At 34.1% G+C, this 23,266-nt stretch carries 14 protein-coding genes; 5 read left to right on the forward strand and 9 right to left on the reverse strand.

The features are described from left to right. Window positions 1-108: 108 nt before the first annotated feature. Complete coding sequence (locus A9G10_RS09100; protein WP_065559224.1) at window positions 109-528, reverse strand: hypothetical protein; 420 nt, start codon at window positions 526-528, stop codon at window positions 109-111. A 698-nt stretch (window positions 529-1,226) separates the two neighbouring features. On the opposite strand from A9G10_RS09100, the gene dsdC reads away from it, so the two are divergent. Next, the gene (dsdC, locus tag A9G10_RS09105) at window positions 1,227-2,162 is read left to right on the forward strand and encodes a DNA-binding transcriptional regulator DsdC (protein ID WP_065559225.1); all 936 of its coding nucleotides are present in this window, start codon (window positions 1,227-1,229) and stop codon (window positions 2,160-2,162) included. A 64-nt stretch (window positions 2,163-2,226) separates the two neighbouring features. On the opposite strand, the gene A9G10_RS09110 is transcribed toward dsdC, so the two are convergent. The 4 genes from A9G10_RS09110 to fdhD form a co-directional block, all read right to left on the reverse strand. Further along, window positions 2,227-3,132 carry an EamA family transporter gene (locus tag A9G10_RS09110; protein WP_065559226.1) on the reverse strand — a complete coding sequence of 302 codons (906 nt, stop codon included), beginning with the start codon at window positions 3,130-3,132 and terminating at the stop codon, window positions 2,227-2,229. A 188-nt stretch (window positions 3,133-3,320) separates the two neighbouring features. After that, the gene (locus tag A9G10_RS09115; RefSeq protein ID WP_065559227.1) at window positions 3,321-4,559 is read right to left on the reverse strand and encodes a nucleoside permease; all 1,239 of its coding nucleotides are present in this window, start codon (window positions 4,557-4,559) and stop codon (window positions 3,321-3,323) included. A gap of 55 nt (window positions 4,560-4,614) precedes the next feature. After that, complete coding sequence (locus tag A9G10_RS09120; protein WP_065559228.1) at window positions 4,615-5,433, reverse strand: purine-nucleoside phosphorylase; 819 nt, start codon at window positions 5,431-5,433, stop codon at window positions 4,615-4,617. Window positions 5,434-5,678: 245 nt separating this feature from the next. Beyond that, window positions 5,679-6,485: a formate dehydrogenase accessory sulfurtransferase FdhD gene (gene fdhD / locus A9G10_RS09125; protein ID WP_065559229.1), complete on the reverse strand. Its 807-nt coding sequence runs from the start codon at window positions 6,483-6,485 to the stop codon at window positions 5,679-5,681. Between the two features lie 207 nt (window positions 6,486-6,692). Here fdhD and A9G10_RS09130 point away from each other — a divergent pair, with 207 nt between their 5' ends. Next, window positions 6,693-7,223, forward strand: a complete 531-nt coding sequence (locus tag A9G10_RS09130; protein ID WP_065559490.1) for a DedA family protein — start codon at window positions 6,693-6,695, stop codon at window positions 7,221-7,223. On the opposite strand, the gene mscM is transcribed toward A9G10_RS09130, so the two are convergent. Together mscM and asd are read right to left on the reverse strand one after the other, a co-directional pair. Further along, window positions 7,220-9,829 carry a miniconductance mechanosensitive channel MscM gene (gene mscM, locus A9G10_RS09135; RefSeq protein ID WP_065559230.1) on the reverse strand — a complete coding sequence of 870 codons (2,610 nt, stop codon included), beginning with the start codon at window positions 9,827-9,829 and terminating at the stop codon, window positions 7,220-7,222. The two genes, A9G10_RS09130 and mscM, sit on opposite strands and share 4 nt — an antisense overlap. 4 nt (window positions 9,830-9,833) lie before the next feature. Further along, window positions 9,834-10,682, reverse strand: a complete 849-nt coding sequence (gene asd, locus A9G10_RS12620; protein ID WP_065559231.1) for an archaetidylserine decarboxylase — start codon at window positions 10,680-10,682, stop codon at window positions 9,834-9,836. Between the two features lie 893 nt (window positions 10,683-11,575). On the opposite strand from asd, the gene A9G10_RS09145 reads away from it, so the two are divergent. Next, window positions 11,576-14,122 carry an autotransporter family protein gene (locus tag A9G10_RS09145; protein WP_179855828.1) on the forward strand — a complete coding sequence of 849 codons (2,547 nt, stop codon included), beginning with the start codon at window positions 11,576-11,578 and terminating at the stop codon, window positions 14,120-14,122. A 371-nt stretch (window positions 14,123-14,493) separates the two neighbouring features. Here A9G10_RS09145 and A9G10_RS09150 read toward each other — a convergent pair whose 3' ends face one another. Both A9G10_RS09150 and A9G10_RS09155 read right to left on the reverse strand, forming a co-directional pair. After that, window positions 14,494-17,952, reverse strand: coding sequence for an autotransporter outer membrane beta-barrel domain-containing protein (locus tag A9G10_RS09150; protein WP_065559233.1), 3,459 nt, complete (start codon window positions 17,950-17,952; stop codon window positions 14,494-14,496). A 524-nt stretch (window positions 17,953-18,476) separates the two neighbouring features. After that, window positions 18,477-19,898, reverse strand: coding sequence for a sodium:proton antiporter (locus A9G10_RS09155; RefSeq protein ID WP_065559234.1), 1,422 nt, complete (start codon window positions 19,896-19,898; stop codon window positions 18,477-18,479). A 231-nt stretch (window positions 19,899-20,129) separates the two neighbouring features. On the opposite strand from A9G10_RS09155, the gene rlmF reads away from it, so the two are divergent. Then, on the forward strand, window positions 20,130-21,089 hold the full coding sequence (gene rlmF, locus A9G10_RS09160) for a 23S rRNA (adenine(1618)-N(6))-methyltransferase RlmF (RefSeq protein WP_065559235.1): 960 nt from the start codon (window positions 20,130-20,132) through the stop codon (window positions 21,087-21,089). Between the two features lie 374 nt (window positions 21,090-21,463). Then, entirely contained in the window at window positions 21,464-23,161 is a 1,698-nt protein-coding gene (dld, locus tag A9G10_RS09165) for a D-lactate dehydrogenase (RefSeq protein ID WP_065559236.1), read from the forward strand. Window positions 23,162-23,266: the final 105 nt, after the last annotated feature.

Raw genomic sequence — 23,266 nt, forward strand, 5'->3', positions numbered from 1 at the left:
TTTAATGCCTCCTGTCATTACGAATACACTTTATAACGGATAAAACTAACCAAGAACTTAACACTAATTTCGAATAAAAATACCAATAAAATTACCAATTCTGTTCGGCTAACTCGTTTTCATATCACTCTTTAAATCAAATTTAGCTTGCTTTCCATATTGAGATAATATCGACATAGGTATAAGCTTTCCTAAGAAAATAACTATATTGTTAAGCAAATAATTACTTAAACTTTCAAAATGATAGTGTTTTTCTGGAAATAATGTTGTGTTCGATATGATAATTTTATTTGGCTTAATAATTCCTTTTGTTACAGCCGTTTTTGGAGATGATTTATCGTGATAAGAAGTACTTCTTACTGGTTGTTGATCACATTCCATTACGCCTATTTTTGTTAATACTTGAAAAAATAATTTTTGAGTTAAAACGGTTATTTTTCGTTTAGACCAAGAAAATATTGCCAATTTAACAAGGCTAATCACTAAATGGTGGCTTAGTAGACGTTTTTCAAGGTCTTGAAACATCATAATCCTATTCCTCTATATTATTTCATTGATTTAAAAAAATAAAAATGTAGAAACAAGTATAACAAATCAAACTATTAAGGTTACAAAAGCATAGAAATTGTTCATTGCAATAAAGATTGTGGAGGAATATGTCTAAATTAAACATAAAAAATGGATAAGACATTTTGCAAAACCGCATTTAAATTTAATATTTATTCGATCTTATTCGCTCTCACATTCTTATTAAAATATTAGGATGACTATATAGCAGTATCTTAATTTAACGGCTAAGTTGTCTAACCAATATTGACTACAACAAACTTATTGCATTCATCTCAATTTTATCAATCACCATTCTTTTAGGCCGATTTAACTCACTGAATAGGCTAATAAGACCAGATGAATGAATAACAATTAACGACAAAAATTTCAATCTACGTTATACTAATGATTAATTTAGCAAAAATTATAAATTTTGAATTCAAAATGCCGTCTTTTTAAGCTGTTAAATACTGTTATTATTAGATGTTTTTGATTAATATTTGACAAATGATAAATAAACAACTTAACATGAACTGGATTCATCTAAAAAAGTAATTTAAAACCAGCAAGTCCTTCTTTTCAATACTTGTCCTACATATTATTGTTTGTAAATGTAAAGATGAAAGTTGAAAAACAGTTAACTGAAGTTTGACCGTCGAAGTACAGGAGAATTACAGATGTATGATGAAAATAAATATTTGGCACAAAGCCGTATCGTTAATCGTTATCAATTAGCTAAACTACATACTTTTGAATCAGCAGCCCGTCATTTATCATTTGCTTTAGCCGCAGAAGAGCTTTGTATTAGCCCAAGTGCTGTCAGTCATCAAATCAATAAATTAGAAGATGAGCTAGGATTTAAGTTATTCCAGCGTTTTCATCGTCGTATTGAATTAACTTATAATGGTAAAAATCTTTTTAGTGCGGTAAAAAATTCACTTCGTAATTTGAATCAAGAAATTCTGGAAATAACGAATCAAGAGGCGGCCGGAACATTAACGGTCTATGCAAAACCGTCATTTACTCAATGTTGGTTAGTCCCTAAACTCGCTGAATTTACTCGTCAATATCCATATATCAGTTTGAATATTTTGTCCGGTAATGAAGTGAGTAATTTTAATCGTCATCATATTGACCTAGCCATCTACTTTGATGCGCTACGTTATGAAGAAGTTCGTTATGACCATTTGATGAATGAAACCATTATTCCAGTCTGTAGTCACGCTTATGCACTTAAACAGGATTTATATGGAAATGTGGATAAATTGATCAATTGTACATTGTTGCATGACGGACAAGCTTGGGGGCATGACTCCAATTTAGAAGAGTGGAAATCATGGGCAAATAATTTTTCAATACCTTTTGAACTTAATGATATTCCCAAAATCATCTTTGATCGTTCTGATTTAGCTATTATTGCCGCTATTAATCATACCGGTATTGCCATGGGACGCAAACAGTTAATTAGTAAGTATTTGGAAACGAAAGAGTTGGTTATGCCTTTTCCTGATATGGAATTATTATGTAAACAGCGTTATTACATTTTAAGACCACAAACCAAATATAATCCAAAAGCGGATATTTTTATTAAGTGGCTCAAACGCTATGTTTAAGCCGTGATGTCAGAATGTGTATATATGAATAACGCATTAGTTTTATTCGTAAACTATAACGCCATTATGAGCCTTTCTTAAGGTTTTTCAGATTTAACAATGCAATGGCTATTAGAATAATGATGACACCAATCCACTGCGTTAACAGGACAGATTCTTTCAAATAGAAATATGAACAGGTCACGGCTATCGGAAGTTCTGCTGCCGATAATATTGCACTGAATGAAATGCCAATTTTTGGCATACCAACTGAAAATAAAAAGGGTGGTAAGACGGTACCTAATAACGCTAATAAGAATCCTAATACATAAAGTGGTTCTGAAATACTGTATTTAAAAAAGAATAACGGTGGAAAAATTAAAAACGTAATAATACATGCACCAGTTATCATTAAGGCACTTTTTTCAAGTTTTGGTAAATCGTTACCCACATTACTACTGGTAGTGATAAAAAGGGAATACATTAAAGCGGCTAAAAATCCAAATAAACAACCTGAAAAATTTAAATGAATGTTTTGATTAAGCACGCCTGCTGCCAAGCAACTACCGACGATGATAATGGCTACTGTCAAGAGTTGAAAGGTGCTCGGTTTATTTTTAAATATAACAAAATCAATAATGATACTAATCCATAAATATTGCATCAGTAAAATAATGGCTATTGAAGCAGGAACTAATTGAACACACTGATAGTAGCAGATACCAACTAAGCCGGGAAAAATTCCAACAACGCATACTTTCCATTTTGGGGTTGAAGGAGAATGTTTAACAGGGGTTGCTTTGGGTTTATTTAAGCCCTTAACGATTAGGTGACTGCCCCATAGTATCAGCATACCCAAAAAACATTGCACACCGGTAACTTCACCTAATGTATATCCAGCTTGATAAGCGGTTTTCACAATAGAAGAGAGGACACCAAAACTACATGCCCCTAAAAAAACTAGAAAACTGCCTAAAAATTTTTCTTTCATATTTGAATCTCAATACTTTTGTAACAAAAAAACCTCATCGATAATTTTCGATGTAAAACATACTCACAGGGTGATTAGCCCTGTAGTTTATTCAAGTTCATTAAATGAGTGATGATAATGAATACGAATTGATTGGATTTAGAAGATAAACATGTTGTTATAATCCATTATATGAGTTGATTATCCTATTATTTGACCTGTTTATTGTTTGTATGGACATCATGAAAACTAAAGTAAAACACAATAGCTAAAATGAGTGCATAAGATGCAAAAATTAACCATATTGCATGCCAATCTTTTACATTATTATGGGTACACATATCGACAACTAAACCACTGATAATTGAACCTAAATAAGCACCGACACCGTTTACCATAGTCATAAATAAACCTTGTGCGCTGGCTCGTATACTGGCATTAACCTCTTTTTCAATAAAAATTGAACCGGAAATATTAAAGAAATCAAATGCACAACCATAAACAATCATGGATAACATGAGTAAAACAAAACCAAAAGGTGTTGGATCACCAAATGCAAATAGTCCAAATCTTAAAGTCCAAGCGATTAAGCTTATCATTATGACCTTTTTTATCCCTAATTTTTTGAGAAAAAATGGGATAGTCAAGATAAAGGCAACCTCTGCCATTTGTGAAACTGAAGATAAAATAGCCGGGTACTGTGTAATTAGACTATCTTCAAATTGCGGAATCTTATTAAAATCACGTAAAAAGGTAGTACCAAAAGTATTGGTGATTTGCAAAATAGCACCTACTAATACCGAAAATAAAAAAAACACCGCCATCGTCGGGTTTTTAAAAAGTACAAATGCGTCTAATCCTAATCGAGAATGCCATGACTGTTTTATTTTTTTTTGAATCGTTATTTTTGGTAGTGTTGAACTGTAAATGACAAGTATGATTGATGCGATACTGGCTACATAGAGTTGTGCATGACTCTGTTCTAATTTAAGTAGGCTAATTACCCACATTGCAATAATAAAGCCTACGGTACCAAAAACCCTTATTTTAGGAAAAGCTTTTAATGAATCAATATTATTGTTGTCTAAACAGTGATAGCTGATCGAATTCGATAAAGCGATAGTTGGCATAAATGCTAAAGCATTCGCTAACATTACCCAAAATAATGGATTAGGTTGAGTGATTGATGCTGCATAAAAAAGAGCAATGGCACAGATTGTATGACATAGCATGAAAAGGTATTTAGGTTGTAAAAATTTATCTGCAATAATGCCGATAATACATGGCATAATTAATGCGGCAAGTCCCTTTGAACTAAACACTAACCCTATTTCAGTCCCTGAAAAATGTAGAGTATGACTCATATAAGAGCCAAAGGTAACTAGCCAGCTTCCCCAAATAAAGTATTGGAAAAACAACATTATTTTCAATCTATTGCTTATGTTCATTACAGATACCTACAAAGTAAACCCTAAATACAACATCAACACAATAAAACGGTGATTAAAAGCGTGCTATCGTTTTAGTAATTAATTGTAAAAACGTTGATTTTACCCGTTCTGCTGTTTCAATCACTTCTTCATGCCCTAATGGTTGATCCAAAATACCACAAGCCATATTTGTTAAACAGGATATACCTATCGTTTTAATTCCCGAATGATGAGCAATAATGGCTTCAGGTACAGTGGACATACCGACAGCATCAGCACCTAATACGCGAATCATTCTGATTTCTGCAGGCGTCTCATAAGTTGGCCCTGTCCACCAAGCATAAACGCCTTGGCGTAAGGTAATATTGAGTTCTTTGGCAACGTCTAAAACTGTTGCACGTAATTGTTTATTATAAAGTTCACTGACATCTAAAAAACGTACGCCTAGTTCATCGTTATTCGGACCAATTAAAGGATTATTTGCCGTTAAGTTGATATGATCAGTAATCAGCATTAAATCACCAGGGTTAAAACTGGTATTAACGGCACCACAAGCATTGGTAATAATCAGTTTTTCAACGCCCAACATTTTCATGACTCGCACCGGAAAGGTAACTTGATCTAACGAAAACCCTTCGTAGTAATGAAAACGTCCTTTCATGGCAACTACTGTTTTATCACCGCTTTGACCAATAACTAACTCATTAGAATGTCCTACAGCGGCTGATTTTGCAAAATGAGGGATTGTGTCATAAGGAATATGAATTGCATCTTCAAGCGTATCGGCAAAAGGGCCTAATCCTGAACCTAATATAATACCAATAGTTGGTTTTTTATTGGTTTTTTGTTGAATATAGCTGACCGCTTGTTGAATATCAGATGTTTGATGCATGGATGTATCCTTAAATTGTCTGTAGATGTTTGTAAGAATAAATTTTGATGAAGCTAATTCATCTTTTCAAGATTAATGTATTATTAATAAATTTATTTTGAGAATGTGAGATGGTGTTGTTATTTTTGGCACATTCTTAAAATCGCCGTAGTATGTCATATTTAAAAAAATAATTAATCATCTTTTTTTTAAAACGCGAAAAAGATCACATAAAAACTCATCGTTAAACTCGCATTGTTCACCTTTTAACGTATACGGTGACTAGCTGAATAAATCACACCTTTATCATTTTTGAAAAAACCGATTAAGGTGAGATTACTTTTCTTTGCCATATCGACTGCCATCGAGGTTGCAGCAGACACCGCCATTAATATTTCAATTCCACAATGAATGGTTTTTTGTACCATTTCATAACTGGCTCGACTTGAAACGACAATAACACCTTGAGAAAAGGTCGGATTTTTTTTAAGTTGTGTCGCTCGAAAGCCTAATAATTTATCCAGTGCGACATGTCGACCTATATCTTCGAAACCGGCAATAAAATTACCCTCTAAATCTAGTAATATTGCAGCATGGGTACAACCCGTTTGTTCACCAACGGTTTGGACACGTTTTAAGGCTGACAATGCTTGATTAAAATTGGGTAACTCAATGAAATGAGTGGAAGGCAAGGTAGGCAAGATGTTACAGACTTGTTCTATCTGTTCAGTGCCACAAATACCACAACCTGTTCGACCTGTTAAGTTCCGGCGCTTTTGTTTAAGCTCAAAAAATCGTCGTGATGATAGTTCAAGGTGAACTTCAAAACCATTTGTCACTTTAATAATGTCAATGCTGTAGATATCATCTATGGATTGAATAATACCTTCTGTTAATGAAAAGCCGATAGCAAAATAGTTGAGATCTTTAGGGGTTGCCATCATGACAACATGTGAAATGCCGTTATAAACCAATGCAACAGCGGTTTCTAAAGCTAAAACATCATGTTCCGAATGGATGGGTTGATTACTGTTAAATTTTTCAACGGTAATATGTTCTAAACCGATTGTCATAGACTTTCTCTGGCTATCTGTTTTTTATAAAACGTTATGGCTAAGTGGATAGCTATTATACGCTATCTGGATTTGTTGAAAATAGGGTATTAGCATTCTTAAAAATAGTTGTAAGATAATTCATAATGCACTGATAACTTAACGCTAATATTGGCTTATTATGATAAAATAGATCACCATAATCAATTGAAAATTTGTGATGCAATTATGTCTTTAAATGAAATTACACACACAATAATGCAATTTATTGAAAATCATCAAATCTGGGCTTTGCCCATTATATTTTTATTAGCATTTGGTGAATCGCTTGCCATTATTTCTTTAGTGGTTCCAGCAACGGCTATATTATTAGGTGTAGGCGCATTAATTGGAACAGGTACACTTTCTTTCGCACCTGTCTTGATTGCTGCTTCGCTAGGTGCCATTATGGGGGATTTAATTTCATATTGGTTAGGTAAACATTATCATCATCAAGTTATCCATTCTTGGCCACTTAAAAAGTATCCCAAACTGGTTTTTCGAGCAGAGCAATTTTTTCAACGTTATGGCGCGTTAGGAGTTTTTATCGGGCGTTTTTTTGGTCCGTTAAGAGCCGTAGTGCCGTTAGTTGCTGGCGCAATGCATATGCCAACAACTAAGTTTAATTTAGCTAACATTACGTCAGCACCAATATGGGCGTTTGTCTTGTTAGCGCCAGGCGCCTTCGGTGTGCGTTGGTTAGAGACACTTTTTGGTTAAATGGTTCCTACAGTATAACTACGACGCCCACTTTTGCGACCCAGTGCCTCTAAATTGGTTTGTAAGGGTGGGAAAGGTAGTGTCAGACCGTTTTCACGGTAGGCTTCTAAGATTAATTTATGGATTGCACTTCGTAACACCATGCGATGCCCCATTTCAGCAGCAAAAACACGCAGTTCAAATAATTGAATACCTTCTTGAATATCCACTAAAAAAACTTGCGGTTCTGGATCTTTAAGCACATATTCACATTTATCCGAGGCTTTTTGAAGTAATTCAATAACCAGATCGCTATTAGCATCAATTGTAGCCGGTATAGTGAGTACAATTCGTGTAATAGAATCTGACAATGACCAGTTAACCAGTTGTTCGGTAATAAAGGCTTTATTCGGCATCACAATCTCTTTTCGATCCCAATCAACAATAGTGATGGCTCGAGTGTTAATTTTGGTGATATTACCCGTTAGATCTCTGATTGTTACGGTATCGCCTATTCGGACTGGTTTTTCGAAAAGAATGATTAATCCCGAAATGAAATTTGCAAATATTTCTTGTAAACCAAAACCTAAACCAACACCAAGTGCTGCTATAAGCCATTGTATTTTCGACCAATCTATCCCAATAAATGAAAAGGCCATCATTGAGCCAATCATTAAAATGATATATTTTGATAAGGTTGATATTGCATAACTAGTGCCCGGCGCTAAATCTAAGTGTTGCAATATTCCCAATTCCAGTAATGCAGGAAGATTTTTAACTAATTGGACGGTAATTGTCATCACCAAAATGGCAATACATACAGCGCCTAAAGTAATATATTGCTCAACTTCAGTACCATTGATGATCGTGGTAGTTCCCCAAAGTTTGATATTATTCATAAATGCGAATGCTGAATGTAATTCAGACCAAAGTAAAATCATGCTAATTAAGGCAATTAACATGATGATAGAACGCACAAGTTGTAGAGATTGTGCACTAATCGCATCTAAATCGATAACAGGCTCATCGACGTTGTCAGCCAGATCTTCTTCGGGTGTTTTAGCGCGTTGCAGACGTTCAAGACGGCGTTGCTTAGTTCGTTCAAATTCGATACGCCGTTTTTGTATCCACATCCAGCGACGAATCATAAAATAGATAACGAGAAGCCCACACCAAATCACGACCGATGCTTCAAGACGACCTAATAAAACTTGTGCCGTTGATAAATAACCCAAACAAGCAGCAAAAATGGCAAGCCATGGTGCACTAAGAAGTATTAACCAAACGATACGGCTTAATAAATTTTCACCCGATCCTTTTTTATCAATATACAGTGGGACACCTGCTCGGTGAATAGAGTTAGTCATAAACACTAACGCAAAGCAAAGAATGATAAACGCAATACGTCCTATGGTTGCGGCAAATTGACGATTACTGAACTGATCAAAGCTCATGACAACCATTACCAATGGTATGACAAGCCATACCGATAATTGATAATATTTCATGGCTGCACGGACTTTTTTAGATGACCAACCAAAATGACTAATAAATAAGCCGTTTTGTGATGCCAGATGTGCTGTAATAATAAATACCCATAAAATTGGAGCAGCAGCATTAACACCGTATCCTAAAGCAACGGCAACAGGATAATCCCAGTTAAGTTGTAACGCATAGCCGAAGACTGCCCATAAAATAGGAACCGGTAAAGCCATTATTAAAGAATATATGACGACTTCTAAAGTTAATGAAAAATTATCTTGAGTTACTTTACCTACACGGGATGCAGATTTATTCAAAAATGCATAATATTTTTTACGCATTTTAAAATGCACAACGACAAATAATATCGATAAAATAAGTAAAAAAAGTGTTTTCGGGGTAGTCAGTATTTGGATTCCCGCTTTATATAATTGTGAAAGCGAGTCGATCGAAAATATAACATAATTGACGTCTTTAGCTAATTGTAACGGAAAACTTAGTGATACGGGATTCACATCAGCAACCCAGAAAAAATATCGATGAGCAGCATCATTCACTTCGTCAATAGCATTAATTAATTGCTTATTGGCAATTTTTAATTTGGTTAATTCTAAAATAGTGGTATCTGTACCCGCAATTAACGTTTTAAGTAACTCGCTTTGTTCTCGTAATAGACGGCGATATTGCGAGCCTTGTTTTCCAGCGTTAATTTGATTTGATAAGTTTGGATAATTATCCAAATTTTTAAGAACATTACTATAATTGAGTTGTTGAACTTTTGCTTTGGCTATTTCTGCGTCAAGCGCTAAAGATTTTGGTTTTTCAGGTAAACGTAATAATTGTTGACGTAATGTTTCACCTAGTGCCGTTGAAAAGCTTAGCCACTCTCCTTGTTCATCGAGAGTAGCTAGTGTATTTTGAACATGGGAGATTTGCGTTGATATATTTGTCTGTTCATTAATTATACTGGTTAAATGAATCTTTTGGCTTTCCATATTTTGGCGAAGATCTTCATTAGTTTCGTTTAATTTATCAACGATTTCAGTAAGTTGTTGAACATCATCAATAGTCGTTATTTTTTCTTCAGCGAATATGGTTGAAGAAAAAACCATTAATAAAAAACAAAACAATCCACGCATCCACATATTATTAAATCCTTTCAGCTAATTTTTGACCTACACGTGTTATATCACCAACTTTAAGATCGTTTGAAAATTCAATCGCATTTGAAGCAAATAATGTAATAACGGTTGAACCTAATTTAAAACATCCCATGTCTTGACCTTTGCTAAGTTTAATTTCATCAGAATATGTCCAACGTTTCATGATCCCTTCACGTGGTGGTGTGATTATTCCAGCCCAATCTACTTCAATACTTCCAACGATCGTAGCACCAACTAATATTTGTGCCATTGGCCCCAATTCTGTTTCAAAAAGGCATATAACACGTTCATTACGCGCGAAAATATTCGGAATGCTTTCTGTTGTGGCTTTACTGACTGAAAAAAGTGAACCAGGCACATAGATCATCTCGCGTAATGTACCGTCACATGGCATATGAAAACGGTGGTAATTTTTTGGCGATAGATAGGTGGTGGCATAAGATCCATTTTGGAAGTACTTAATCATATCAGGATGACAAGCAACCAAGGATTCCAGTGAATAAAAATGTCCTTTTGCTTGTAATAATTGGCTATCTTGAATTGTACCAAATTGGCTTAACACACCATCGGCAGGCATAATAATTGAATTATCAGCCGTATCAATTTCGCGAGCATCTTCTTTTAATTTCCGCGCAAAAAAATCATTAAATGTTTTATAGTCTGCTGCATTAGTGAGCTTTGCTTCACTTAAGTCGACTCGATATAACTTACAAAAGCCTTTGATCATCCATGTTGTGACTTTTCCTAACTGTTTTTTGGCTAACCATCCAAAGATAATTGTTAAAAACTGTTTTGGAAGAAGATACTGAATAATTGCTTTAAGCTGATTTAACATAAGTCACTCTCAAATTATTGTAAAAATAGGTCATTATAACAATAATTATTAGGAAAGTATAAAACGAACTAAAACCAAAACTGATGCATGATCGTTTATTCGCTTTATTATGAGTAATAAAATGATCGTTTTTGAATGGATTAAGAAAACATAATTGACTTAAACAGATGTTTTATTTAAAGCCTCAAGCAGGACGAACTATTATGCATTTAAATAAAAATTTGCTAATGAATGTTTAGGAATTTTGGATAAATTCGCTATCAATTTAAAACAGTTATTGATGAAATAGTTAAAAGTTAAAAGGTTAAAATATTCATGTTAATTTAGTTGATGCTTTTAAAAACGCCTTTTTTTGCGTTCATAGTTTAGTAATAAAAAAGACTGCAATTTTTATTATAAACTCAACTGCAACCTCATTTTGACATGCCTCAATATAAACAACTCATCTTTTATAAAATGATTTTTGGAAATTTTTGTGAATATCTAAATTCGATAATTGTTAATGAATTAACACAATCTAAACATAAATAAATAATTATTTACAATTATTGAAGTTTGATATTAAATTCTATTTATAAAAAAAGTAAATATTTTTTATAGCATATAAAATTTGGATATTAAGTTGTCATTAATTAATAATTCATTTTTCACAATATTAATTAAATTTTTATTGGAGTTAAAATTATCATATAAGTAAAAATAGGTAATGTATTATTCAGTGAAAATTAAAAAATCAAAATCAGTCAAATGGTTATAATTTTAAGGGGTAAGTTGAAAAAAAACATAAAGAATTTAAGTGTTCTGACCGATATATAAATAAGCTTAAGGCAAGATGGAAATTTTGTGTTTTACATAAAATTAATTGATGGGATTAAATGAGAGTTGTTTTAAATATGGATCAAAAATATAGATTAAAATGGAATGTTGCACTACAACGTTGGATTATGACTTCGGAAGTATTACGACATGGAAAATCAAAATTTAAAAAAATATTAGTATTAACAGCATTAATGGGTACTCCCTATTTTTCTTATGCTGATTGCTATGCTGGTAACAAAGCGTATGCTAACCAAGGTTCAACATGTGAATTTTCAAATGGTGATTACTATGGTACTAATTTATCACGCATTGAGGGTGAAAATACAACAGCAATATTTACTGCTGATAAGGTAAAAATGATAAGCCCTTCTTATTCAAGTAATCACACGCTAGCGATAGGTGGCGGTAATGGCGGACCTCAAGTAGAAGGCGGGACAACAATATTTAATGGTGATTTGGAAATTATTACGGGTAATAAGGTTTCTCGTGGTATTTATATGTACAATAAAGGTACTCTATTAGTTAAAGGTGATTTAACGATAACTAAAAAAACCCCGACTGGCGCACCACTGGAAGTTGTAAAAGATAACAATGTGGTAACGGTCAATGGTGTTGCAACGTTTAACACTGATGGAGCAGATGCGATACGTAATGGGGGAAATATCACCTTTAATAATGATTTAATCATTAATAACAGTCAAGTTAGTGGTATTGGAATCAGCCTAGGCAACAAAGATGGAAATGAAAAATATTCTGGCAATCTAACATTAAATAAAAATACGACAATTACAACCGCAGGAAAGGGTATTCATTTATGGTACGGAACCTTAACGAATAATGGTATTATCACCTTAAATTCAAATAATGATGTATCAATAGTCCATGCAGCTGTCATGGGTGATGATACGACAACATTCAACAATAATGGAACACTTAAAGCAGATCCCGATTCGACATCAATTGAACATATGTTTATTCATGAAGGAACAGGAACGTTTATTGTGAATAACAGCAATAATGGGGATCTTTCTTTTGATAAAGGTTCATTATTTAAAAATATCACGCCAGGTACGATTAATATTAATAATGCAGGTAAACTTAGCGGAACAATGGATGCGAATGTAGGTATTATTAATCTTGATAATAGTGGTCAATGGTATATTAATGGCGACTCAAATTTAAATAATGTCATTAATTCAGGTCTCATTTCATTTGTTCATAAATCGCCAACTGAATTTCATATTATGGATGTGAAGGGTGATTATGTTGGAAATAATGGTATCGTGAAAATGCATACTGTATGGGGCGCTGCTGATAATGAAAGCGATAAGAATATTCAATCTGATACAATAAAAATTGCCGGTTCAGCTAAAGGGCATACCGTTGTTGTTCCTGTTTCTAATGATGGTAAAGAAAATATTATTGATGGTGATATAAAATCAATCACTAAAGTGATAAATACAACGCCTGTCATTTATGTTGCCGAAAGTAATAACGAAAAAGCCTTTAGCGGCACAGCAAAAACGAATGGCGTTGTTGAGTTTCAATTAGCCAAACGCACAACAGAGAGTGGTGATGAATACTTTTGGACTATGGCTGCTAATTCGAAATCAAGCAAAGATGCTCGAAATGCTAAATTTGATAAGTTAATTTACGCAAATCCGGTGTCAGGTTATACATTGATGCCACGTGTCAATTTAGAACAAGGGTATTCAAGTATTGCCAGCTTCAGAGAACGTCGAGGTGACATAACTTGTTATGATTGTAGTGAAGTCAATGGAAATCATTCTTGGGGACGTTTTTTTGGAAAACATCATAAACAAGATGGTAAACAACGTTTAAATCTTGATACAAATATTTATGGTCTACAAATTGGTCATGATTTTTTTGTTAAACAGACAGATAGTCAAGATGTCATGATGTTGGGTGCTTATTTTGCTTATAGTAATGCCAATACTGATTTTTCAGATAAATATCATGCAAAAGATGGCGTTATCACGCATGATAAAAAAACAGGTAATGGTAAATCAGAAAGTTTTAGTTTAGGTTTAACTAATACTTACTATACTCAAGGTGGGAGTTACTTAGATTTAGTGGGTCAATTATCTTATTTAACAAATAAGTATCATGCTAAAAATAGCCATAACCCAGATAGTCAACATGGTTGGGCTGCTGCCGTTTCTGCTGAAGTTGGGCACGCTATTTCAGTGTTTGATAAAAATTGGTCAATAGAACCACAAGCACAATTGATTTACCAACATATCAATTTAAGAAAATTTAAAGATGGTATTCGTCATGTTGATCAAAATGGACAAGACGGTTTACGTAGTCGTTTAGGCTTAAAGTTATCCTATCATGATGATAACCAATTTAGTCAACGCAAATCTTTTTATGTTATCGGAAATTTATGGCATGATTTCGTAAATCCAGAAAAAACCAATATCGGTCGTAATCATATCAACGAAAAGTTTGCACGAACTTGGGGAGAAATGGGTATCGGTATGCAGTTACCTATAGTGACCAACATGAATCTGTATAGTGATGTTCGATATGAACATAACTTTGGTAGCACTCATCGTCAAGGTCTATCAGGGAATGTTGGAATGATGATCCGTTGGTAGAATTGAATATTAACGGTTAATAATAAAAAGGATCGTACATCATTGGTTTTATAATGTTGTACGATCCTGTAAAGTAAAATTCAAAACGATCTAACACCGCTAAATTTGTCTTTTTCCCTTTATATCCTAAGCAACAGTATAAATAGATTACTCTTACCGATTGTATAGCCTATGAATTAGGTTAAATCGACTATTTTTAATATCACATCGTTTTGTCTGTCATTATTGGTTATTGTTAACCAATTTTGATGACGTCACTAAGCCATTTTTAAGGCTAATCTTGGTTCAATTAATTATAGAAAATTAAGTGTTGAATATTCTGCCACATAAATTCAACATGACTTTTATATGGCAGAATAGATTGATGATGATTACCAGTTTATTTTTAAACCGATGTTACCACGAAAACTTTGATGTTTACTACCACCAAAATTGTGTTCGTAGCGGACATCACCATAAAGTTCACTTTGGGTAGTGATTGGAATACTTAAACCTAAACCAATTTCTCCCCAAGTTTTATTGAACTTCTCGCTAAGCTTATCACGTCCAATTTTCACATCATCAGGGTTAAAGAAATCATGCAAGATATTTACGATACCATAAACTGACGTTTTTTGGCTTTCTGTATCTGTTGCATTATAAGCAAACATGACACCAACACGACCACGTAATGTATCAGGATTATTTTGATCGACATGGCGAATATGATCATTAAAACTGTCAAGTTTCAAATATTGATATGTCAATTGTGCTTGAGGTTCAATAGACCAATTCGTTCCACTTAATGGAATTGAATGACCTGCTTCAGCCGATAGCGCTACACCCCAACCATCTTGGGTGGATGGATTTTTACCTGTGCGAGCATTATATTTGTTGCGTAGATAAGATAATTGTCCAACTAAGTCAATATAAGTGCCAGTACCGGTATAGTAGGTATTAGTAATACCCAAGCTGAAGTTGTCTGATTCGCCTTTCCCTGTTTTTTTGTTACTGATAAGAATACCGTCTTTAGTCCGATATTTATCAGAAAAATCAGTTTTAGCTCTGTTGTAAGACAGATAACCACCAAATAAATTCAGACCATTATTTTCCAACGATGTGATGGCGAAGTCGTGCCCAATTTGAAAACCATAGATATTAGTCTCAAAATTGAGGCGATGTTCACCATCTTGTTTTTGATGTTTACCAAAAATTCGAACCCAAGTATTTTGACTATCGTCAGTAGCACAGTCCAGGCAATAGATATCTCCACGACGCTCCCTTAAATTAGCTAACGTTGTGTATCCTTGTTCAAAGTTGACACTTGGCATAAGTGCATAAGCCGCAATTGGATCGGCATAAATAGTTTTATTGGTTTCGACAAGTGACTTGGTTCTTGCTTTCATCGTCCAAAAGTATTCATCATGATTATCGACGGTACGTTTAGCTAACTGAACTTCTGTCAATCCGGTCGTTTGAGCTTTACCGGTAAAGGCAACTTCTGATCCGCTATTAGCGACATTTACAACTATGACACTATTCAAACTTTTTTCAATTTGCTTCACATTACCATCAATAATGCGTTCTGTACCATCAGCAGATAATGGAACGATGGTCGTTGTCCCTTTGGCTGTTCCACTAATATTTAAAACATCTGACTTGTTGCTACTATCATTTTGGTCGTCTGAAGCATTCCATACAGTATGCATTTTCACTGTACCTTGATCACCAACATAATCACCGGCAATATCAATAGAATAGAATTCGTTTGCGCTGCGGTTAAGAGATGTTGGGTGTTTGAAGTGAATGGTTCCGGCATTTTTGACATTGGTGAGAGTAGAATGTTCAGTGATTTCCCAAAGCCCTGAGTTATTTAAATTAATGCTACCATTTCCGGTTTCTATCTTGCCATATAAATTACCTGCATTATTAACGACGATAGTTCCCGTAGATGTGTTGGTAAAAAGATTACCATTGTTAGCATTTAATACACCCGTTTTCGCATTGTTAATTTCTAACGTACCTGTTTTATCATGACTAACAATAGATTGAATGTTATCAATTTTACTGGTATCTAATGTTCCTGCATTATTAAATACCGCTTTTTTGCCAGATTCGACAGTACTATGTAACGCTGCCGTATCCGTCACTGATTCAATAGTCAATTTACCTAAATTAGATAGTGAACCACCATCAAGAATAATAGCGTTATAACCTTGCGGGGATTTAATATTTGTATTTTTTAATATTAAATTTCCACCTGTTTGATAAATGGCGCTTGCTCCTGTCGTGGTTATGTCTAATTGTGAATCATCTGCGGCAATGATGTTACCTCCGCTAAGATAAATACCGTTGCCCGATTGTGTAGTGATAGTTGTTTGCTTATTCAGATTAACTGTACCGTCTTCTACATTTATGCCGTGAGTAGAATGTTTAGCATTAAGTGTAGTATTTTTGGCTAAGCTGACATTACCGCTTCGGACTTTAATTAAATTACCATTATTAGCATTAGAGCTGATGGTTAATTGAACGGCTTTATCACTATTGATTGTGCCACCATTAATGTTGATACCATCGCCCTTTTCGGTGAAAATAGTGGTTTCTCGGTTTAGGTTTAATTTACCTTGCCCCCCCATGGTTATACCATTACCAGAGTCTTTTGCAGTAAGTGTTGTTTTGTCCGCTAGATTAATTTCACCCTGATCTTGTAGTTTTATGACATCACCATTACCTGTATCCGTATTATTGGCATTGGTACTATTGGTTGTTGCAATAAGTTCAGAACCCAAAGACACTTTCCCTTGTCCAGATACATATAATGAGGTTGCAGATGCATAGCGTTGATTTCCTGTACCATAGGATTCAATCTTCGTTATACCATCAACTTTCATCTCGCCACCATAGATATCTATGGAATTATGGCCAGTATTCCCCAATTTGTTTGATACGACATCCAAATCACCTTTGATAAAAATCGAACCAGAAGTTTGAGCTATACCTTTTCCTTCTTTTACATCAATATTTAAATTTTCATGAAAAGTTGTCGTACCTGCACTGTTTTTTAAACCGACATAATTTGCTTGAATATCGACGTTTTTCTCAAAATTAAGGATTCCGCCCAATTGAGTACTATTCAATTCAGAACCATTACGAATACCGTCACCATTCGATTTTATAGTCGTTACACCCTTAACAGTCAATTTTGATGAATTGGCTTTATTAAGAGATACATCAATTGGAGCTCCAGTTTCAAATTCTGTTTGTGACTGATCATTTTTGTCGGGCCAGAAATCGGTGTGATTGATGTTTAAATTACCATTAACCACTAATTCACTATTTTCCCCTAATAGAATACTACTTGGTCGGTATTGTTTTTTCGTATCATCGGGTGGTAACGTTTGACCGTTAAGATTAATTGTTAAATCACCTTTAACAGTTACTTTTCCGCCTAAATTTGGACGGTTATTTATAGGGTTCTGTTTAGGATAAGGCTCTGTCGTCCCAATTACTAAAGCATGATTTTGGTTTTGACTGGTAATGGAAACTTTACCGCTAGTTGGATTAAAAATCAGGTTACCGCCGTTATCAACAGTAATGACTTTATTATCTTGCCCTTTAGTTTCTATGCCCTTATAGCTATCATCAGTTAGTTCACAGTTACTACCATTGACATTTATTTGGTTTTGAGCATTAATTGAACAAGGACCAGCTAATACATTAGCTGACAGCGATGCCAATGCTGTTACGGCTAAAAGTTTTGTACTTTTGGTTTTTCCTTTTTTTGCCAGCTCTGAAACAACAACCCATTGTCGTTTAGATGTGTGCCAGACTATTTTGTAAACTTTATTCATATTTTCATCCTTTTAAGGTATTTCTTAGTCAACTTTGTTAGAAATCATGTCAACAAAGTTTTTTGTTATAATTAGATCTTATTACTTGTCTTTGACGGGTTACGTAAAAATTATCCTAACAATATTTACATTTAAATAATAATTTGATGTGAATTATGTATCTAAATTGATTTTATTGTCAGCAACTCGTTAAAGGCGGTTAATTCTATTATTATTTGATTAATATGTATATATAAAAATCATCTTTTTATGATCATAATTTGATCAGCACAATTAGTGATCAAAATCAAAAATTAAACTTTTGTTAAAATGTGTAAGTGTGCATTTCAACCCGTGATTAGAGGTTAATTTTATTCTGATAAAGCATCGGGTTAACATTAAAAAATAATGCTAATCCCGATAAAATAAAATTAAGTGAAGTGTTTTCACTTGTTGAAAAAGAAATATTTAAAGTTCTTTTAGGATTTATTAACAGGCAAAATTCAACTGATGTCACAGACTAGTCCAATTCCATTTTTACGTTGTCAAATAAAAAATAATAAATTATTAACAATAAAAACAGGGATTAATATGCTAATTGACCATTTCATATACCCAAAAAAACTAGGCATCTCGATTTGATTTTGAGTTGCAATACTTTTAACCATAAAGTTAGGTGCATTACCAATATAGCTTAAAGCCCCCATAAAAACAGAACCCATAGATACGGCTAATAAGGTCTTTTCAAGCGACATCATTAATGTTGTTGCATCACCCGATGCTAAATTAAAAAAGACGAGGTAAGTTGGTGCATTGTCTAAAAAGCCTGATAGGAGCCCGGAAAGCCAAAAGTACATGCTATTAACGGGTTGCGCTTGTGGATTATTAACTAATGAAACAAGTGGGGATAGTGCGCCGTGACTGCCAGCTTTCAAAATTGCAAGAACCGGTACAATTGTAATAAATATACCAATGAATAGTTTAGCCACTTCTATAATAGGTTGCCAATTAAACTCATTAGCTGCGCGAACGGGTTTTGGGGTTATGCAAATAGAAATTAGGGTGATAATGATAAAAACGCCATCTCGAACAAGGTTAGGCAAACTAAGATGTGTTCCAAATAGTGTTATCTCTATAGAAGAATGCCATATTCCAGATAATAAAACCATCGCAATAATCAGGATTAACAGTAACACATTATGTAATCCATAAAACTTTATAGAACTGTTATTTTGGGGCATTGTGGCTGAATGTTGCTTTCCATACTGTAATTGGAAATAGTGGCGGTCAATGAAATAAAAAATCGTGAGTAATAATGTTGAGGTTAACAATACCGGTAATAACATATGGCTCATTGTCCAGAAAAAATCGACACCTTTTAAAAAACCGATAAATAGTGGCGGATCACCAAGTGGTGTCAATCCTCCTCCTATATTAGCCACTAAAAAAATGAAGAAAATAATAATGTGAACGGCTTGTTTTCGATTGCGATTTGCTCGGATAAGTGGTCGTATCATTAGCATGGCAGCACCAGTTGTTCCCATGATGGAAGCTAATAAAGTACCCACAGCTAATAAGCATACATTTAATTTTGGAGTACTGACTATTTCACTTTTAATTAAAATACCACCTGATACGGTAAACAGCGCTAGCAATAACAGAATAAAAGGAAGATATTCAGCGAATATTGCATGAGTAGTTAGCTCAAGAGTTGATTGCCACCCAAAAAAATAACATGCTGATCCCATAAAAAGCAACGTCCATAAAATGGTGATCTTACCGTAATGATGATGCCAGATTTGAGGGGTCAATAATGGCAACAATGCTATCGATAACAAAATTCCAACAAATGGAATTCCCCAAATCAGCGATAAATGTTGACCACTAAAATCATCAGCGTACAAGTCGAAAGGGATGAATGTTAATATAAGCAGTGGTGTGAGTGATATCTTAATCAATGGTTTCATTAGATCTATTTTAATTATTTATTTATCATCTATTATAACAAATATTTCAAAGGTAATAATGATTGCTGATTGTTGTATCCGTTACTGTGCTGAAAAGTTTGAATATTTGCTATGTTAATAGTTGCAATTTGCTAGAAATCTATGTGAATGATGCCTAATTCATCATGTTTGTATTTTTCTCACTGCAAAACGCTATTATAATAGATAATAGTACACATTTCTGGAACAAACATGCCAAACCGATCATCAACTGTTAACGCATCGCCTTTACATATTCGCAATAAACATCGCCATGGATATGACTTTGCACAATTAATTAAAGCTGTGCCAGAATTTTCAGCTTTTGTTAAACGAAATCAATATGGAAATTTATCGATTGATTTTGCTGATCCTGATGCTGTCAGAATGTTAAATAAAGCACTGTTATTGACATATTATCAACTCTCCTATTGGGATATTCCTAGCGATTATTTGTGTCCACCAATACCCGGACGAGCCGATTATATGCATTATTTAGCCGATTTGCTGGCAGAAGATAATCAACATATTATGATGACGGGTAAAAAAGTTCATGTGCTGGATATTGGTATGGGAGCCAATATGATCTATCCTATCATTGGTCGGGCTGAATATGGTTGGTCATTTGTGGGCAGTGATATCAATCCAACAGCCATCAAAGTAGCATCATTGATCACAAAGGCTAATTTGTTACTCAAGGGATCTGTTCAATGTCGATTGCAAAAAAATCGCTTGGCGATTTTTGATGGGATTATTCAACCTAAAGAGTTTTATATGCTTACCCTTTGTAATCCTCCTTTTCATGCATCAGCGCAAGCTGCCTTAGCCAGTAGCCAGAAAAAACTCAAAAATCTAGGAAAATTAGGTGATTCAAAACAAAAAGCAGTACTGAATTTTGGTGGGCAACATATGGAGTTATGGTGTCAAGGTGGTGAAAGTACATTTATCAGTAATATGATAAAAGAGAGTGCCAATTATAAAACACAATGTTTATGGTTTACGACGTTAGTTTCAAAAAAAGAGTCATTACCAGTAATTAGAAAACACTTAAAAGACGCTAAAGCTATTGAGACAAAAATTGTGCCTATGTCACAAGGACAAAAAATTAGCCGTTTTGTAGCATGGACTTACTTTAATAAAGCGGAACGTCAACAGTTTCTAGCAAATTATTAGTGTTTAGTAAAATGTTTCTAACAGCAGACAGCTATTTAAGTACTACAAAAGCAAGTGATTAATCACCCTATGCCATGATTGATTGTCTTGCCAATACCATCTAATAATTTTTTATTGTTAATTGACCTTTTCTTGTTTTATGTAATCAGATGTTTAATCAACATGCTATTTTTACATTAATAAAAAATGATATGTAATCAATGTTTAATATTAAAAAATGTGTATTGATTAATTATATAATTCTTTGTTATAACTAAAAATTATTATTTTTCTTATAAAAAATTAACGATAATTAAATCGCTTTGCAATAAACGGTAATGGTTATAATATAATCAATACTGAAGCGATATCCATTTTGGTATAAGGAAGATAATATGAGTAAGAATACGACGGCAGAACTGATTGAGAAGTTAAAAAGTATTGTGGGTAATAAGCACACATTAACTGATCCTTCCCGTACATTACTTTACCGTAAAGGTATTCGTTTTGGGGAAGGTGATGCTATTGCAGTGGTGTTACCCGGTACTTTAGTTGAACAGTGGCAAGTTTTAAAAGCATGTGTTGAAGCTGATGTCATTGTGATTACTCAATCGGCAAATACAGGATTAACCGGCGGTTCTACACCTGACGGTAATGATTATGATAGACCTGTAGTGATTGTTAGTACTCGTCGACTTGAAGGTATTCAAGTGATTGAAAATGGTGAACAAGTAGTTTGTTTGCCAGGCAGTACGCTATTTAAACTTGAAAAAGAGTTGAAAAAATATAATCGTGGGCCGCATTCGGTAATCGGTTCATCCTGTATCGGCGCCTCCGTTATGGGTGGGGTATGTAATAATTCTGGTGGTGCCTTAATCCAGCATGGACCTGCCTATACACAAATGGCAGTATTTGCTCAATTAGATGATCACGGACAACTGCATCTGGTTAACCATTTAGGGATTGAATTAGGTGACGATCCAGAGACGATCTTGCAAAATCTTCAAAATCATACTTATACTGAAAAAGATATTAATCATGATGCAGGTTTAGGACACGATCATCACTATTGCGATCATGTTCGTGAAATTGATGCCGATACACCAGCGCGTTTTAATGCCGATCCAACTAGACATTACGAAGCTTCGGGCAGTGCAGGTCGGTTAATGGTATTTGCTGTACGATTAGATACGTTTCCACTCGAAAAAAATAGTGCTGTATTTTATATCGGAACAAATAATACTGATGATCTTGATGAAATTCGACGTCATATTTTAGCTCACTTTAAAAATTTGCCGGTATCGGGTGAATATATTCATCGTGATGCATTTGATATCGCCGCTGTATATGGTAAACATATCTATTTAGCCATACAAAAATTAGGAACAAATGTGATTCCTCGCTTATATGCATTTAAAAATTTCGTTGATCGTGTCAGTACAAAAATTCCATTCTTCCCGAATAATTTTTCAGATCGATTTGCGGTGTTTGTGAGTAAATTACTTCCTAACCACTTACCTAAATCTATTCGTGATTATCGTGATCGTTTCGAACATCATCTGATTTTAAAAATGGCAGATGATGGCATAGCGGAAGCTCAGGCTTTTTTGCAAACATTTTTTCAAAACAAACAAAGCGACTATTTTCATTGTAATGAGAAAGAAGCAGAAGCGGCGATGTTGCATCGTTTTGCGACAGCTGGTGCTGCAACTGTTTATCGTAGTGTCCATTCGGATACGGTTGAAGATTTGGTTGCACTTGATATTGCTTTACGACGTAATGATAAAGATTGGTTTGAAACATTACCGGAAGATATAAGTCAGCATTTTATTCATAAATTATATTATGGGCATTTCTTCTGTTCTGTTTTTCACCAAGATTATATCGCCAAAAAAGGAACAGATTGCCACAAAGTGAAAGAAGAGATGTTGACCATTCTAGATCAGCGTGGTGCACAATATCCTGCTGAACATAATGTTGGTCATTTATATCAAGCTAACGCTGATTTGAAAAAATTCTATCAGCAATTAGATCCAACTAATAGCCTCAATCCGGGTATTGGTAAAACATCGAAAAAGAAATACTGGCAGTAATTTGATCTTGAATGAAAACCGCCAGTATTGATAAACTGGCGGTGTTATATTTATAGGACTAAATAATCATAATATTCAATAAATAGATTAATATATCGCCTTGAA

The organism is Gilliamella sp. wkB308, from assembly GCF_001690185.1.
Lineage (GTDB): Bacteria > Pseudomonadota > Gammaproteobacteria > Enterobacterales > Orbaceae > Gilliamella > Gilliamella apicola_I.